This is a genomic window from Skermanella sp., assembly GCF_059503625.1.
In genome coordinates this window covers 1-14,273 of the sequence record NZ_JCACHA010000645.1, presented here as the reverse complement: position 1 = coordinate 14,273, position 14,273 = coordinate 1, and the positions used below count along the sequence as shown (strand labels likewise).

At 65.3% G+C, this 14,273-nt stretch carries 16 protein-coding genes; 9 read left to right on the top strand and 7 right to left on the bottom strand.

The annotated features are described in order from the left end of the window. The 3 genes from AC5JJ6_RS19645 to infC form a co-directional block, all read left to right on the top strand. Positions 1 to 483: glycosyltransferase (locus AC5JJ6_RS19645; protein WP_496043678.1), on the top strand; the 483-nt coding region annotated here is incomplete at its 5' end. A gap of 89 nt (positions 484 to 572) precedes the next feature. Then, positions 573 to 2,537 (top strand): threonine--tRNA ligase, encoded by a 1,965-nt coding sequence (gene thrS / locus AC5JJ6_RS19640; RefSeq protein WP_496043677.1) that lies wholly within the window; start codon positions 573 to 575, stop codon positions 2,535 to 2,537. A 153-nt stretch (positions 2,538 to 2,690) separates the two neighbouring features. Then, on the top strand, positions 2,691 to 3,227 hold the full coding sequence (gene infC / locus AC5JJ6_RS19635; protein WP_044431717.1) for a translation initiation factor IF-3: 537 nt from the start codon (positions 2,691 to 2,693) through the stop codon (positions 3,225 to 3,227). Between the two features lie 104 nt (positions 3,228 to 3,331). On the opposite strand, the gene AC5JJ6_RS19630 is transcribed toward infC, so the two are convergent. Genes AC5JJ6_RS19630 through AC5JJ6_RS19620 form a run of 3 tightly spaced genes read right to left on the bottom strand, consistent with a single transcriptional unit; the run spans position 3,332 to position 6,162 of the window. Then, positions 3,332 to 3,664, bottom strand: coding sequence for a hypothetical protein (locus AC5JJ6_RS19630; RefSeq protein WP_496043676.1), 333 nt, complete (start codon positions 3,662 to 3,664; stop codon positions 3,332 to 3,334). Between the two features lie 48 nt (positions 3,665 to 3,712). Beyond that, positions 3,713 to 5,320 (bottom strand): phosphoenolpyruvate carboxykinase, encoded by a 1,608-nt coding sequence (locus tag AC5JJ6_RS19625; RefSeq protein ID WP_496043675.1) that lies wholly within the window; start codon positions 5,318 to 5,320, stop codon positions 3,713 to 3,715. Positions 5,321 to 5,379: 59 nt separating this feature from the next. Then, positions 5,380 to 6,162 (bottom strand): HugZ family pyridoxamine 5'-phosphate oxidase, encoded by a 783-nt coding sequence (locus AC5JJ6_RS19620; protein WP_496043674.1) that lies wholly within the window; start codon positions 6,160 to 6,162, stop codon positions 5,380 to 5,382. A 174-nt stretch (positions 6,163 to 6,336) separates the two neighbouring features. Between AC5JJ6_RS19620 and AC5JJ6_RS19615 the strand changes: the two genes are divergently transcribed. From AC5JJ6_RS19615 to AC5JJ6_RS19600, 4 genes are all read left to right on the top strand, one after another. After that, positions 6,337 to 7,035 (top strand): response regulator transcription factor, encoded by a 699-nt coding sequence (locus AC5JJ6_RS19615; RefSeq protein ID WP_496043673.1) that lies wholly within the window; start codon positions 6,337 to 6,339, stop codon positions 7,033 to 7,035. Beyond that, complete coding sequence (locus AC5JJ6_RS19610; protein ID WP_496043672.1) at positions 7,028 to 8,776, top strand: stimulus-sensing domain-containing protein; 1,749 nt, start codon at positions 7,028 to 7,030, stop codon at positions 8,774 to 8,776. The genes AC5JJ6_RS19615 and AC5JJ6_RS19610 overlap by 8 nt, the downstream gene beginning before the upstream one ends. A gap of 54 nt (positions 8,777 to 8,830) precedes the next feature. Then, complete coding sequence (locus AC5JJ6_RS19605) at positions 8,831 to 9,262, top strand: flagellar basal body rod protein FlgC (RefSeq protein WP_496043671.1); 432 nt, start codon at positions 8,831 to 8,833, stop codon at positions 9,260 to 9,262. 194 nt (positions 9,263 to 9,456) lie between these two features. Beyond that, entirely contained in the window at positions 9,457 to 10,239 is a 783-nt protein-coding gene (locus tag AC5JJ6_RS19600; RefSeq protein ID WP_496043670.1) for a gamma-glutamyl-gamma-aminobutyrate hydrolase family protein, read from the top strand. Here the strand turns inward: AC5JJ6_RS19600 and AC5JJ6_RS19595 are convergent. After that, the gene (locus AC5JJ6_RS19595) at positions 10,232 to 10,723 is read right to left on the bottom strand and encodes a MarR family winged helix-turn-helix transcriptional regulator (protein ID WP_496043669.1); all 492 of its coding nucleotides are present in this window, start codon (positions 10,721 to 10,723) and stop codon (positions 10,232 to 10,234) included. The genes AC5JJ6_RS19600 and AC5JJ6_RS19595 overlap by 8 nt on opposite strands. A 515-nt stretch (positions 10,724 to 11,238) precedes the next feature. Here AC5JJ6_RS19595 and xth point away from each other — a divergent pair. Then, the gene (gene xth, locus AC5JJ6_RS19590; protein WP_496043668.1) at positions 11,239 to 12,030 is read left to right on the top strand and encodes an exodeoxyribonuclease III; all 792 of its coding nucleotides are present in this window, start codon (positions 11,239 to 11,241) and stop codon (positions 12,028 to 12,030) included. Positions 12,031 to 12,057: 27 nt separating this feature from the next. On the opposite strand, the gene AC5JJ6_RS19585 is transcribed toward xth, so the two are convergent. The 3 genes from AC5JJ6_RS19585 to AC5JJ6_RS19575 form a co-directional block, all read right to left on the bottom strand. After that, positions 12,058 to 12,894 carry a transglutaminase-like domain-containing protein gene (locus tag AC5JJ6_RS19585; protein ID WP_496043667.1) on the bottom strand — a complete coding sequence of 279 codons (837 nt, stop codon included), beginning with the start codon at positions 12,892 to 12,894 and terminating at the stop codon, positions 12,058 to 12,060. 109 nt (positions 12,895 to 13,003) lie between these two features. After that, positions 13,004 to 13,504, bottom strand: coding sequence for a GNAT family N-acetyltransferase (locus AC5JJ6_RS19580; protein WP_496043666.1), 501 nt, complete (start codon positions 13,502 to 13,504; stop codon positions 13,004 to 13,006). Next, a complete protein-coding gene (locus tag AC5JJ6_RS19575) occupies positions 13,501 to 13,716 on the bottom strand; it encodes a hypothetical protein (protein ID WP_496043665.1) in 216 nt (71 codons plus the stop codon). The genes AC5JJ6_RS19580 and AC5JJ6_RS19575 overlap by 4 nt, the downstream gene beginning before the upstream one ends. Here AC5JJ6_RS19575 and AC5JJ6_RS19570 point away from each other — a divergent pair. Continuing rightward, positions 13,715 to 14,273 (top strand): calcium-binding protein (locus AC5JJ6_RS19570; RefSeq protein ID WP_496043664.1); only part of this gene is annotated, 559 nt, incomplete at its 3' end. The genes AC5JJ6_RS19575 and AC5JJ6_RS19570 overlap by 2 nt on opposite strands.

Below are 14,273 nucleotides of genomic sequence, written 5' to 3'. Positions count from 1 at the left end.
CTGATGGTCGGCTCCGACCAGGGCCGCACCGGCTATCGTCAGGAGCTGGAGGAACAGACCAGGCGGCTGGGGCTGGAAGGCGTCGTCCGTCTGGTCGACCATTGCAACGACATGCCGGCTGCCTACATGCTGGCCGACGTCGTGGTGTCCGCGTCGAGCGATCCCGAAGCCTTCGGCCGGGTCATCGTCGAGGCTCAGGCCATGGGCCGGCCCGTCATCGTGACCAACCACGGCGCCGTCCGCGAGACGGTGATCGCGGGGGAAACGGCCTGGGCCGTTCCGCCCAACGACGCCGACGCGCTGGCGGAGGCCCTGGCCGACGCGCTGTCGCTGGATGCCGGCCAGCGTGCAGTTCTGGGCGACCGTGCGATGGCCTACGTCAACGCGCGCTTCACCAAGGACCGCATGTGCGCCGACACGCTGGCGGTCTACGACGAGCTGATGGCGGAGAAAAAGCGCGCATCAGGGTCGATTCCTGGATAACGCCGGGACACGCCCCTTGCCCTGAGCTTGACTCGACCGGCAATGGGCATAGAGTGCGCCTTCTTCCTTGGGATGATTGCTTTTAGACGATGCAAACGGCTGAACAGATCCAGAAAGTCGCGGTTACGCTGCCGGATGGCAGTGTGCGCGACTACGATGCCCCGGTGACGGGCTTGCAGATTGCCGAGTCGATCGGCAAGCGGCTGGCCAAAGACGCGCTTGCCGTCAAGATCGACGGTACCCTGCGCGACCTCACTACCAGCATCACTACGGATGCAGCCGTCGAAATCGTCACCCGCGACCACGCGGATACGCTCGGCCTGATCCGTCACGATGCGGCGCACGTGATGGCGGAAGCCGTCCAGGCGCTTTATCCCGGCACGCAGGTCACGATCGGCCCGGCGATCGCCAACGGATTCTATTACGACTTCGCGCGGTCCGAGCCGTTCACGCCCGACGATCTGGAAAAGATCGAGGCGAAGATGCGGGAGATCATCTCCCGCGATGCCCGCTTCGTACGCGAGGTCTGGGACCGCGACGAGGCGATCCGCTTCTTCGAGGACCGGGGCGAGAAGTACAAGGCCGAGCTGATCCGCGACCTGCCCGGAACGGAGGACATCTCCGTCTACCGGCAGGGCGAATGGCTCGACCTGTGCCGAGGCCCGCACATGCCGTCCACCGGCAGGATCGGCCAGGGCTTCAAGCTGACGAAGGTCGCCGGCGCCTATTGGCGCGGCGATCACCGCAACGCCATGCTCCAGCGCATCTACGGCACCGCATGGCGCGACGAGAAGGAGCTGAAGGCCTACCTGCACCAGCTGGAGGAGGCCGAGAAGCGCGACCACCGGCGGCTCGGCCGGGAGATGGACCTGTTCCACCTTCAGGAAGAGGCTGTCGGCGCCGTGTTCTGGCACGACAAGGGCTATACCCTGTGGCGGACGCTGGAGAACTACATCCGCGCCCGGCTGGAGCGGACCGGCTATCTCGAGGTCAAGACGCCGCAGCTGATCGACCGCGCGCTCTGGGTGGCTTCCGGCCACTGGGAGAAGTTCCGCGAGGCGATGTTCACGACCAATTCCGACGAGGAAAAGGTCCTGGCGCTGAAGCCGATGAACTGCCCGGCCCACGTCCAGATCTACCGTCAGGGCATCAAGAGCTACCGCGACCTGCCGCTCCGCATGGCCGAGTTCGGATCGTGCCACCGCAACGAGCCGTCGGGCAGCCTGCACGGCATCATGCGGGTACGGGCGTTCACCCAGGACGACGCCCATATCTTCTGCACGCCGGAGCAGATCACGTCGGAGAGCATCGCCTTCTGCGACCTGCTGCTCAGCGTCTACAAGGATCTGGGCTTCACCGACGTCTCGGTGAAGTTCTCGGACCGCCCGGCCACCCGCGCCGGCACCGACGAGGTTTGGGACAGGGCGGAAGGCGCGCTGCGCGAGGCGATCGAGGCCGCTGGCCTGCCCTATACCATGAATCCCGGCGAGGGCGCCTTCTACGGTCCCAAGCTGGAGTTCGTGCTGCGGGACGCCATCGGGCGCGACTGGCAGTGCGGCACCTTGCAGGTCGATTTCGTGCTGCCGGAGCGGCTGGACGCGGAATATGTCGGCGAGGACGGGGCGCGTCACCGGCCGGTGATGCTCCACCGGGCCATCCTGGGCTCGATGGAACGCTTCATCGGCATGCTGATCGAGCATTATGCCGGCAAGTTCCCGCTCTGGCTGGCACCGCTTCAGGTCGTGGTCGCGACCATCACCAACGATGCCGACGAATACGGCGCAGAGGTGCTGAAGCAGTTGCGCCGGGCCGGTATCCGGGCGGTGCTTGACACACGGAACGAGAAGATCAACTTCAAGGTCCGCGAACACAGCCTCGCCAAGGTACCCCTGATGGTGGTGGTGGGACGCCGCGAGGCGGACGAACGGACTGTGGCATTACGTCGTCTGGGCGGTAAGGATCAGGAAGTCCTTGCTCTTGACGCCGCTGTCAATACAATTGTGGCCGAAGCGGGGTCGCCCCTTGGCAATCTCGCGCCGGAATCACCATTCTAACACTGGGCGGCCTGACTCCGGCGCGTTCGGGGTTAGGCCGTTCAAGCCTGGATCGACTACCATTCCGGGCGCCTGGACACCGGCGGGTTGGAACACCCGGCGGTAAAAAATCAAACGCATCAGGCGCTTGGATCAATTGAGGGAGACTATTCCATAGCCAGACCAAATGCCGACGCCACACCGTCCCGTGATGGGCCGCGGGTCAATCGGGAAATCAATGTCCGTTCCGTCCGCCTGGTGGATGCCGCCGGCGAGATGGTCGGTGTCGTTTCGATTCGCGACGCGCTGATCGCCGCGGAAGAAGCGGGGCTCGACCTTGTCGAGGTTTCCCCGAATGCGGACCCGCCGGTGTGCAAGATCCTCGACTATGGCAAGTTCAAGTACGAGGCGCAGAAACGTGCCAACGAGGCACGCAAGAAGCAAAAGATCATCGAGGTCAAGGAGATCAAGATGAGGCCGAACATCGACGACAACGATTACGACGTCAAGATGCGCAGCGCCCGTCGGTTCCTTGAAGAAGGCGACAAGGTGAAGGTCACCATGCGCTTCCGCGGCCGTGAGATGGCTCACCAGGATCTTGGCATGAACGTGCTGATCAAGGTGCGCGACGATCTCGTGGAACTGGCCAAGGTCGAGCAGATGCCCAAGCTTGAAGGCCGCCAGATGATCATGGTCCTGGCTCCCAAATGACGCGTTGACCGAATCGCTGCCGTGGGCCCTGCTCCCCCACGGCACAACGCAAAAAGCCCGCCGTTCGGCGGGCTTTTCGTGTTTTCAGGGTCTTGAGAAACCGCTCAGTTCGCCGGCTTCTTGTCGTCCATTGCGTCGCTCGCTTCGCGGCTCTTCTGCTGGATCGCGTTGCCGACATTCTCCAGCGCCTCGCCGGTCTGCTTGGCGACGTTGCTGGCGGTGTTGTCGATGGCTTCGCCTGCACGTTCTGCCGGACCCTCGGTGTCGTCACACGCCGCGAGCAGCGGCATGCCGAGCACCAGAACGGCGCCTAACACCGCGCGTCTCAAGCCGGAACCGGTCGGGGAAAACATGGATCGACTCTTCGAGTTGTTGAGGTTGATCCATGAACACGCGTCAAGCGTGTTTTGTTCCGGAAAAGCGGAAGGGCCGCGCAAGGCGGCCCTTCCATCTTACCAGTACTTCGAGGACGTAAGCGGGTGGCGTTACGCCGCTGCCTTGATGCCGGCTTCGATCACGCTCGGCTCCACCTGATCGGCGAACTGCTTGAAGTTCGCCTCGAACCGCTTGGCGACTTCCTGGGCGGTCTCGTCGTAGGCACGCTTGTCGTTCCAGGTGTTCTTCGGCTGGAGCACGTCCGCCGGCACGTCCGGGCAGGCTTCCGGGACGAACAGGCCGAAGTTGGGGTCGGGCTGGTGCGGAGCATCCGCCAGACCACCTTCCAGCGCCGCGCGGATGAGCGAGCGGGTATGGCCGATCGACATCCGCTTGCCGGTGCCATAGGCGCCGCCGGTCCAGCCGGTGTTGACCAGCCAGACGTTGGAGCCGTGCTTGGCGATCTTCTCGCCGAGCAGCTTGGCGTAGACCGCCGGGTGACGCGGCATGAACGGAGCGCCGAAGCAGGTCGAGAACGTGGCCTGCGGCTCGGTGACGCCCTTTTCGGTGCCGGCGACGCGCGCGGTGTAGCCGGACAGGAAGTGATACATCGCCTGATCGGGCGTCAGCTTGCTGATCGGGGGCAGCACGCCGAAGGCGTCGGCCGTCAGCATGACGATGTTCTGCGGGATGCCGCCGATGCCGGTCTCGCTGACGTTCGGGATGAAGTCGAGCGGGTACGAGGCGCGGGTGTTCTCGGTGTAGTGCGCGTCGTCAAGGTCGAGCACGCGGGTATCCGGGTCCATCACGACGTTCTCGAGGATGGTGCCGAAGCGCCGGGTGGTCGCATAGATCTCCGGCTCGGCCTTCTCGCTCAGCTTGATGACCTTGGCGTAGCAGCCGCCCTCGAAGTTGAAGACCGAGGTGTTCGACCAGCCGTGCTCGTCGTCGCCGATCAGCGTGCGGCTGCCGTCGGCGGACAGCGTCGTCTTGCCGGTGCCGGACAGGCCGAAGAACACGGCGGTATCGCCGCGCGGCCCGATATTGGCGGAGCAGTGCATCGGCAGCACGCCCTGGGCCGGCAGCAGGTAGTTCATGACGCTGAAGATGCTCTTCTTGATCTCGCCGGCATAGGACGAGCCGCCGATCAGGATCAGGCGCTTCGCGAAGTTGCACAGGACGAACACGTCGGACCGGGTGCCGTCGCGGGCCGGATCGGCCTTGAACTCGGGCACCTGGAGGACGGTGAACTGGGGCTGGAATTCGGCCCGGTCGCGTGCCGCCGGGCGGATGAACATGTTCTGGGCGAACAGGTTGTGCCAGGCGTTGTGGGTCACGATCCGGACAGGCAGGCGGAATTCCGGGTCGGCGCCGGCATAGAGATCCTGCACGAAGACCTCGCGGCCCCTGAGATACTCGGTCATCCGGGCGTGCAGGCGGTCGAAGGCCTCTTCGGTGATCGGCTTGTTGACGTTGCCCCACCAGATGTCGCCGCTGGTGGACGCTTCCTGGACGATGAACTTGTCGTTGGGGGAACGGCCCGTGTGCTGACCGGTAATGGCCACCAGCGGTCCGCCGGCTGCGACCGTCGCTTCACCCCGGATCAGCGCCTGCTCATAGAGCGCCGCGGCACTGTAGTTCCAGTGCGCCGCCTTGAGATTGGTCAAACCCAGATAATCGAGGCCGATGCTGCTGATGGTCGGTCCGAATTGCTTCACGGTGCTTCTCTCCAGTTTTTTTCGTCCGGCACGCCGGATTAGCTTGAGGCCCTGCGAAATCAGGCCCGAGTTTCGCTCAAGCTGGCGCGCGCCTTGCGAACCAGCTTCACGAGTTCCATCCGCGCCGCTTCCGCGTCGGCGACGGGGCTGTCGAAATCCAACCGGGCGGTCCGCCCCCCAAGACGCAGATCGCATCCTTCGGGGTCGACGCCGGTCAGTTTCCAACCTCCACCGGGTTGGCCGAGCAGTACGGTTGCGTACAGTTCGACCGCGTCGGCATGGTCCGCGTTCATATGCTCTACGACATCGGGTTCCCGCAATGCCAGTGTCTCGGTATCTGAGAGTTGGTACAGCAGGTCCCCGGCCGTGATCCAGTGGATGCGGCCGAAGCCGGCCACCAGATGGGCGCGTTCCACGACCATACGCCAGACTGTGAAGTCGGCGAATCCCGCATAGAAGCCTGCGCTCTCATGACGCGCCAGGAAGCGTGCGCGATGCCGCGGGTCTTCCGTGACTTCCATCCGCCCCAGCACCGACACACGCGGGCCGGTCAGCGGCTCCGCAAGTCCGCCGGTCCCGTCGAACAGCAGGCCGGCATGCGGATCGGCCTTGATGTTGGCGGTGTGGTCCGCCAGATCTGAGATGAGCAGAAGGGGAGACGCGTCGTGGTCGAGGGCCGTCAGCACCAGCGACGGATAAGGCCAGCCGCCCGCATCGCGCTGGGCGGTCGCCAGCGTCGCACGGTCGGCCCGCCTCATGACACGCCGCGCAATGGCCGCCGGACTTTGACCATCTTGGGGGCCGGCCGGTGGAGCGGCCTGTGGCTTGATGCTAGGATTCATCTGTCGGACCGCCGTTTTCCTGGGCTCAGCATGCCCGATTTTGCGCCGCAATGGTGCCATATTGGCAAACCACAGTGCGGGTGCGGAAGAGGGATTTTCCGCACCCGGACGGATGCTTCATTTCGCGCATCCGAACGGGTGCATCACGTCGAACGTGCATGAAGGAGAGGCGCGTTGCCGCAAACGATCGCGCTGGTTGATGACGACCGCAATATTCTGACGTCGGTATCGATCGCGCTGGAAGCCGAGGGCTTCGAAGTCCGGACGTACACCGACGGCGACGAGGCCCTGCGCGGCCTGACATCCAAGCCGGTGGATCTGGCCGTCCTTGACATCAAGATGCCGCGCATGGACGGCATGGAGCTGCTGTCGCGCCTGCGCCAGACCAGCGGCATGCCCGTGATCTTCCTGACGTCGAAGGACGACGAGGTGGACGAAGTGCTCGGCCTCCGCATGGGAGCCGACGACTACATCAAGAAGCCGTTCAGCCAGCGCCTGCTGATCGAGCGCATCCGGGCGCTGCTGCGGCGCGAGCAGATGCGTCAGGACAAGGGGACCGCCGATCCGGCAAGCGTAATCGTGCGCGGCGACCTGCTGCTGGACCCCGCCCGCCATGCCTGCGCCTGGAAAGGCCAGCCGATCGAGCTGACCGTGACGGAGTTCCTGCTGGTCAAGGCGCTTGCCGTGCGTCCCGGCCACGTAAAGAGCCGCGACCAGCTGATGGACGCCGCTTATGGCGAGCACATCTACGTGGACGACCGGACGATCGACAGCCACATCAAGCGCCTGCGCAAGAAGTTCAAGGCGATCGACACCGAGTTCGGCCAGATCGAGACGCTGTACGGCGTCGGCTACCGCTACCGCGATGCTTGAACGGACACTGGCGCCGGCGGCGAGTCCGCCAAAGGCGCCTAAAGGCAAGATGGCGCCGCCGTCGCGAGGAAAGCGCGCCGAATCGGCACCGCCGGAGCGGAACCACGACCGGAATTCGGCGTCCCAACGCTACCGCCGCGCTTTCTCGCCGCTGACGCTCCGGATCCTTGCGGTCAACGTCCTGGCCTTGGCGATCCTGGTCGGAGGGCTGCTCTATCTCGGCCGTTACCAGGACCGCCTGATCGAAAGCGAACTCGAGGCGCTCCTGACGGAAGCCCGCATCTTCGCCGGAGCCATCGGCGAGGCCGCCGTCACCCGCGACGGCGACGAGACCAACGACCTTTCCCATGACCTGGCGCGGCAGATGGTCCGCCGGCTGGTCGAGACGACCGATACCCGGACCCGGCTGTTCGATCCCTACGGGCGGTTGGTAGCCGACAGCCGCGTGCTGATCGGCCCCGGCGGCGTGGTCCAGATCGAGGAACTGCCGCCGCCGGTCCAGGGCGGCTGGCCGACCCGTCTCGCCATCGACATCTACGACCGGATCGTCAACGCCCTGCCGTCGCGCGACAAGTTCCCGGTGTTCCGCGAAGGTCCCGATCAGGTCGCCAACCATTACGAGGACGTTGTCCGCGCGCTGACCGGCGACCTGAGCGCCAGCGTCTGGACGACGCCCGACCACGGCATGATCCTGACCGTCGCGGTACCGGTCCAGCGCTTCAAGCAGGTGCTGGGCGCGGTCATGCTGTCGCGGGGCGGCGCCCAGATCGACGCCGCGATCCGCTCGGTCAGGCTCGATATCCTGAAGGTCTTCGCGGTGGCGCTGGCCGTGACGGTGCTGCTGTCGTTCTATCTGGCCGGCACCATTGCGCGGCCGATCCGCAAGCTGGCGGCGGCGGCGGACCATGTCCGGCGCGGCCATGGCCGGCACCACGAGATCCCCGACTTCAGCCGGCGCGGCGACGAGATCGGCGACCTGTCCGGCGCGCTGCGCGACATGACGGCGGCGCTATGGCTGCGGATGGACGCGATCGAAAGCTTCGCGGCCGATGTCGCCCACGAGATCAAGAACCCGCTGACCAGCCTGCGCAGCGCCGTGGAAACGGTGGCGCGGGTGCGCGACCCGGATCAGCAGCGCCGCCTGATGTCGATCATCGAGGACGACATCCAGCGGATGGACCGCCTGATCAGCGACATCTCCAACGCATCGCGCCTGGACGCCGAACTGAGCCGGGCGGAGTCGGAGCCGGTCGATATCGGACGCATGCTGCGCATGCTGACCGACATCCACGAGACCACGGCGGCCGAGCGCGCCGCCCCGCGCGTCCTGCTCGACCTGCCGATGGGAGCCGACCTGACCGTGCCGGGCCTGGAAGGACGGCTGGTGCAGGTCTTCCAGAACATCATCGCCAATGCGCTGTCGTTCTCGCCGCCGGGCGGGACCGTTGCCGTCCGCGCCAGGGCCACGGGCGAATTCGTCGAAGTGACCGTCGCGGACGAGGGGCCGGGCATGCCGAAAGGCAAGCTGGAAGCGATCTTCGACCGCTTCTACACCGAACGGCCGGCGGGCGAGAAGTTCGGCACCCATTCCGGCCTGGGGCTCAGCATCTCCAAGCAGATCGTCGATGCCCATGGCGGCGAGATCTTCGCCCGCAACCGCCACCCGGATGGCGAGCCGGAGGCGGCTGACGTGCGCGGTGCGGTCTTCACGGTACGCCTGCCGCGCCACCGCAACGATTGAACCGCGCTGCCGCTTCGGCGTATGATGGGATCGGGTTGAAAGGGACCCGGAACCATGAGCGACATTCTCGGCATAGCCCTGTCGGGCGCCTCGGCGGCCACCAAGCGGATCGACGCGTCGGCGTCCAACCTTGCCAACCAGCGCACCACCGGCCGGTTGCCCGATGCCGGAAGCACGGCTGCGGCCGGCACCGAAAGCCGCGCACCCTATACGCCGCTGACGACCACCCAAAGCGACCTTCGTACCGCCAACGGTCAGGGCGCCGGAACCCAGGCATCACTGAAGCCGCTGTCGCAGCCCATCGTCGCGGAGTACGACCCATCGTCGTCCGACGCCAACGCGGAAGGCATGGTCGGTGTCCCGAACGTCGATACCGGTCAGGAGATCGGCCAGCAGATCCTGGGCTCCCGCGCGTACTCCGCCAGCCTGTCGATGGCCCGAACATCCAGCGACATGATGAAAGACCTGCTCGACATCACGGCCTGAATGGATGTTAGACAGGCCGTTCATTCTGCTTTGGTTCTCGATTCGGACCACCTGCAGGCAAAGTTCTGCATTTGATCCCATATTGTGCCATCCCGAGTCGAGATGCCAGCCGGCGTCTTGGCAACGGCAGCCGGACGCCACACCCTAAAGCCTGCCAATCCAATCTCGAATCCACTTCCGGAGTCCCCCCGTCCATGGCCGCGCCGCCTCTCCCGCTCGTCGGAATTCCCGCCTGTGCCCGGCAGTTGGGGCATCATCCGTTCCATATCGCGGGCGACAAGTATATCCGCGCGGTGTCCGACGGCGCCGGCGCCCTGCCGCTTGTCATCCCGGCGCTGGGCGATACGCTGGACCTTGCCGGGCTGGTCGGGCGGCTTGACGGATTGCTGGTTACCGGCAGCCCCTCCAATGTGGAGCCGGCGCGCTATGGCGGCCCCTCCAGCGTTCCGGGCACCCTGCACGATGCCGAGCGCGACGCCACCACCCTGCCCCTCATACGGGCAGCGCTGGCGGCCGGAGTACCGCTCCTCGCGATCTGCCGGGGCATCCAGGAGCTGAACGTGGCGCTTGGCGGGTCGCTCCATCAGCGGGTCCAGGAGCTGCCGGGCAAGCTGGATCACCGGGCCGACGACAGCCGCCCGGTGGAGGAGCAGTATGCCAAGGTGCATGCCGTCCACTTGACGCCCGGCGGGCTGCTGGAACGGATCACCGGCAAGCGGGAAATCCGGGTCAACTCGATCCACGCCCAGGCGATCGACCGTCTGGCCGACGGCCTGACCGCCGAAGCCGTAGCTCCCGACGGCCTGATCGAAGCGGTGAGCGTTACCGGCGCGCCCACTTTCGCGCTGGCGGTGCAGTGGCATCCCGAATGGCGCTTCTGGGAGTGCCCGGACAGCACGGCCCTGTTCAAGGCGTTCGGCCAAGCCTGCGGCGTCCGTGCGGCAGCGCGGACGAACCAGGGCCAAATCGTCAGCTAGCGCGGGCGACCCGGTTCAGCAGGTCGATCAGGATCGCCTGCTCCTGCTTGTTCAGGTCCTTCGCCATCGTGCGTTCATGAGCCCGCACGCGCGGGATCAGGTCTTCGACCAGCGCCGCGCCGGCGGGGCTCAGTTCCAGCGCATAGGACCGGCGGTCGTTGGGGGAAGGCGCCCGGACCACCCAACCCCGGCTTTCCAGCCGGTCGATCACCGCGACCATGGTGGACCGGTCGATGCCGACGGCGGACCCCAGTTCCGACTGACTGAGGCCGACATTCTCGCGGATCAGGATCAGGACGCCGAACTGGCCGGGCGTGATGTCGTGCGGAGCGACGGCGTTCTGAAAGTTCTGGAAAACGGCGATCTGCGCCTTGCGCAGACTATATCCGATCAGATCCGGCAGCAGACCAAGGGCAAGTTTAGGCTGGCGGCTATCGCGCGCGCGCGGACGCTTCAGGGTTGTTTCTCTCGCGGTATCAGGCAAGGTTTGTCCCTCGGTAAGGCTGCTGGCGCGATAAGGCAACAGGTCTGGGCAATGGTGTCGGAAAACGGTGCGCCCGATATAACCTACGCCAGTTGGGTGACTTGCCTGAACGGACCGATTTGTCGCACGCCCTTCAGATAGTAGCTTGAAGCTTTTCGTAGCCTGATTCTTCGGGGTTTTTCAACCAGCACTATGTCGCAGGTCAAAGCTTCCACATATGTTCATGCCTGATATGCATTTTCCGCATTGGTTCGGACCGGTCTGTCCGCCACCTTCCTGATCGAAGCGTCGCCTCTTCCCCTGGAGGCAATCGCCCGGTCACCGGTTACCCCTGCCGCATCCGGGATCCTGAAACGGAGCTTCAGCGCCCGGCCTCCCCCTGGCCGGGCGTTTTCCGTTGTCCGGGATGTTTGAAAGCGCGACCGAAGCGCCATGATCGGGTATGGTGCCGCCGCCCGGTACCGGCCCTCCGATACTTCCGTCCATTTCGAGCCCATCCATTTCGAGTAAGACCCGTGCGAATCGCCACCTGGAACATCAATTCCGTCCGGCTCAGGCTGGACCTGTTGCTTCGACTGATCGACGAGCAGAAGCCCGACGTCATCTGCCTTCAGGAAACAAAGACGGTGGACGAGACCTTTCCGCTGGCTCCCCTGGCGGAGCGCGGCTACGTCCACACGCTGATCCACGGCATGAAGGGCTACAACGGCGTCGCCATCCTGTCGCTCAGGCCGATTTCGGGCGAATGCGTCCAGCACTGGTGCGAGAAGCAGGACTGCCGCCACGCCATCGCCCATGTCGGCGGGATCGAGATCCACAGCGTCTATATCCCGTCCGGCGGCGACATCCCCGACCCCGATGTCAACGTCAAGTTCCAGCACAAGCTCCGGTTCCTGGACGAGATGACGGCATGGTGGGCGGCGGAGCGTGCGGCGGACCGGCCGATGGTCGTCGTCGGCGACTTCAACATCGCCCCGCTCGAACACGACGTCTGGTCGCACAAGCAGATGATGGACGTGGTTTCGCACACCCCGGTCGAGATCGAGCGGCTCAACGCCATGCAGCGCTCGATCGGCTGGGTCGATGCGGTCCGTCACTTCGTACCGGACGACCAGAAGCTCTACACGTGGTGGAGCTACCGGGCGAAGGACTGGACCGCCGCCAACCGGGGCCGGCGGCTGGACCACATCTGGGTGACGCAGCCGCTGGCGGGCAGCCTGCGCGGCCAGCAGGTCCTGCGCGACGCCCGCGGCTGGGAGCCCAAGCCGTCGGACCATGTGCCGGTGCTGGTAGATCTCGACGTCTGACGGGGGGCGGCCAGCCTCACCGCTCCCTCACCGTTCCGACAGCGACACCGCCTGGGTCGTCAGGTCCATCTCCGCGCTGCGGTCGGGCGACGTGATGGCAATCTCCATCTCGTCGGGCTCCACCTTGCCGAAGAAGGACGAGAAGGACACCTCGGCGGCGTCGCGTCCAAGGCCGATCCGGACCAGTCCGTCCAGGGCCGCCTTGCGGGTCGCGTCGAACAGGTACCAGCGTCCGCCCAGATAGGCCTCGAAGACGGCGTGGAAGTCGGACGGGTCGAGCCGGAAGGCGTAGGCGCTGACGTAGCGGGCGGGGATATCCATCGCCCTGCACATCGTAATGCCGAGATGGGCGAAGTCGCGGCAGACGCCGGCATGGTCGATGATGGTATCGACCGCCGAGGTGGTGCCGTGGGAACTGCCGGGCAGATATTCCAGCGTGTCGTGAATCCAGTTGCAGATGGCGGTCACCGATCCGTGGCCGCGCTCGATCTGCCCGAACTCCCGGTTGGCGAAGGCCCTGAGCCGGTCGGACTGGCAGAACCGGCTGGGGTTCAGGTGCGGCAGCACGTCCAGCGGAAGGTCGATCGGCTCCACCGCCTTGAGTGCCGCGGGATCCTCCAGCAGCGGGTCCAGATCGACATCCGCCCGGTACTTGAGCAGGAGCTTGCCGGGAGGCGCCAGCACCTTGAAGATGCGGTTGCCGGATTCGCTCACGGTGAAGCGGTCGATTTCCCGTCCGCCGCTCAAGTCCAGGTTCTCGTCGAGGATGACCTGACGATCGAACTGCGAAGGCTGCAAGTTGAACAGGCAGACCGTCTCCTCCGCGACTTCGTAACCAAGCGTGCAGCTTACCGAATACTTCATGGGACGGCCTCCGCGCGATGCGCACCAGTTGGATCGGCATCACAACGCAAAACGGCGATAGCCGTTCCCTTACAAAAGCAAACCGGCCGCAACGCAATATGGTTGGCGGTCAGACTTCCGAGATCATGTAAACGGCGTCGCCGCCATAAGAGGCCAGCTTGGCGGCTAGCATCTCATCGCCCGAATAGTCGGAGAAGCCGCGGCGTCTCCAATAGGGTGTCGAGCGGTTGACCGCCGTCAGCGCCAGCAGTGGAAAGCCGGACCGGGCGCCGAGCGCCCGCAGCAGGTCCACCAGCGATTCGCCCAGGCCCAGTCCGCGCGCTTCGGGAAGCAACGCGACATCGTGCAGATACAGGCAGTCCGCGTCGGGAGAGATCCGCCCGAGCAGGCTGTCGAGCGCCGGCGGCCGGCCGAGCCGTCCCGGATGGCTGACGGCGTAGCCCAGCACGGCGCCCTGTCCGTTTTCGGCGATCAGGCAGCCCGCCGGGAACAGACTCAGCCGCTCCGCCGGGACCGCGCCCGACTCCGGATAGCCGGGATGGACGACCTCCGCGACCCGCTCCACGATGGGCAGATCCGCAACCGTCATCGGGCGCCAGCAGCCGGTCATCTACAGAAGCCCGCTGCCGAGAAACAGCGCTGCCTATTCGATGAAAAGGCCAGTGTTAAGGGGCGTTTTGTCTCCATTCTCAAATCATTCTCCAGCATTTTGTGACAAATAGTGAACCGGCTATTCATCACTTGAGCGATCGATAGAGTTAAGCCAAATTCGCGCCACAGACTGGAAACATCAGACAAACGATTCAGCGCGAGGCTGCTCATGGCGACACTTCCCGGTGGTGCATACGACACTCAATACGGCACTGACGATGCCGATCTCCTGAACGGCGGCGGCAGGGCCGACCATATCATCGCCGGCGACGGCGACGATATGCTGTTCGGCAACTGGGGCGAGGACGTGCTAGACGGCGGGGCCGGCGACGATTACCTCGACGGCGGGGCCCGTTCCGACATCCTGATGGGCGGCAGCGGCGACGACATCCTGATGGGCGGCACGTCCGACGACGTCCTGATCGGCGGCAGCGGCAACGACATCCTCAAGGGCCAGCACGGCCACGACATCCTCCAGGGCGGCAGCGGCAACGACATCCTGGACGGCGGCGACGGCCGTGACATCCTGTACGGCGGATCCGGCAACGATACGCTGCTGGGCGGCGGCCATGCCGACGTGCTCTATGGCGGGTCGGGCGACGACTATCTCAGGGGCGACAACGGCAACGACGTCCTGCACGGCGGCTCCGGCAACGACGTGCTGGCGGGCGGCAACGGCGACGACATGCTGTTCGGCAATGCTGGCGACGACATCCTGCGCGGCGGCA

Excerpts from the sequence above, each read along its gene's own strand:
- AC5JJ6_RS19575 (WP_496043665.1), bottom strand. The coding sequence starts at position 13,716 with ATGAGCAGCCTCGCGCTGAATCGTTTGTCTGATGTTTCCAGTCTGTGG.
- AC5JJ6_RS19605 (WP_496043671.1), top strand. The coding sequence starts at position 8,831 with ATGAGCGACATTCTCGGCATAGCCCTGTCGGGCGCCTCGGCGGCCACC.
- AC5JJ6_RS19600 (WP_496043670.1), top strand. The coding sequence starts at position 9,457 with ATGGCCGCGCCGCCTCTCCCGCTCGTCGGAATTCCCGCCTGTGCCCGG.
- AC5JJ6_RS19610 (WP_496043672.1), top strand. The coding sequence starts at position 7,028 with ATGCTTGAACGGACACTGGCGCCGGCGGCGAGTCCGCCAAAGGCGCCT.
- AC5JJ6_RS19580 (WP_496043666.1), bottom strand. The coding sequence starts at position 13,504 with ATGACCGGCTGCTGGCGCCCGATGACGGTTGCGGATCTGCCCATCGTG.
- thrS (WP_496043677.1), top strand. The coding sequence starts at position 573 with ATGCAAACGGCTGAACAGATCCAGAAAGTCGCGGTTACGCTGCCGGAT.
- AC5JJ6_RS19585 (WP_496043667.1), bottom strand. The coding sequence starts at position 12,894 with ATGAAGTATTCGGTAAGCTGCACGCTTGGTTACGAAGTCGCGGAGGAG.
- AC5JJ6_RS19620 (WP_496043674.1), bottom strand. The coding sequence starts at position 6,162 with ATGAATCCTAGCATCAAGCCACAGGCCGCTCCACCGGCCGGCCCCCAA.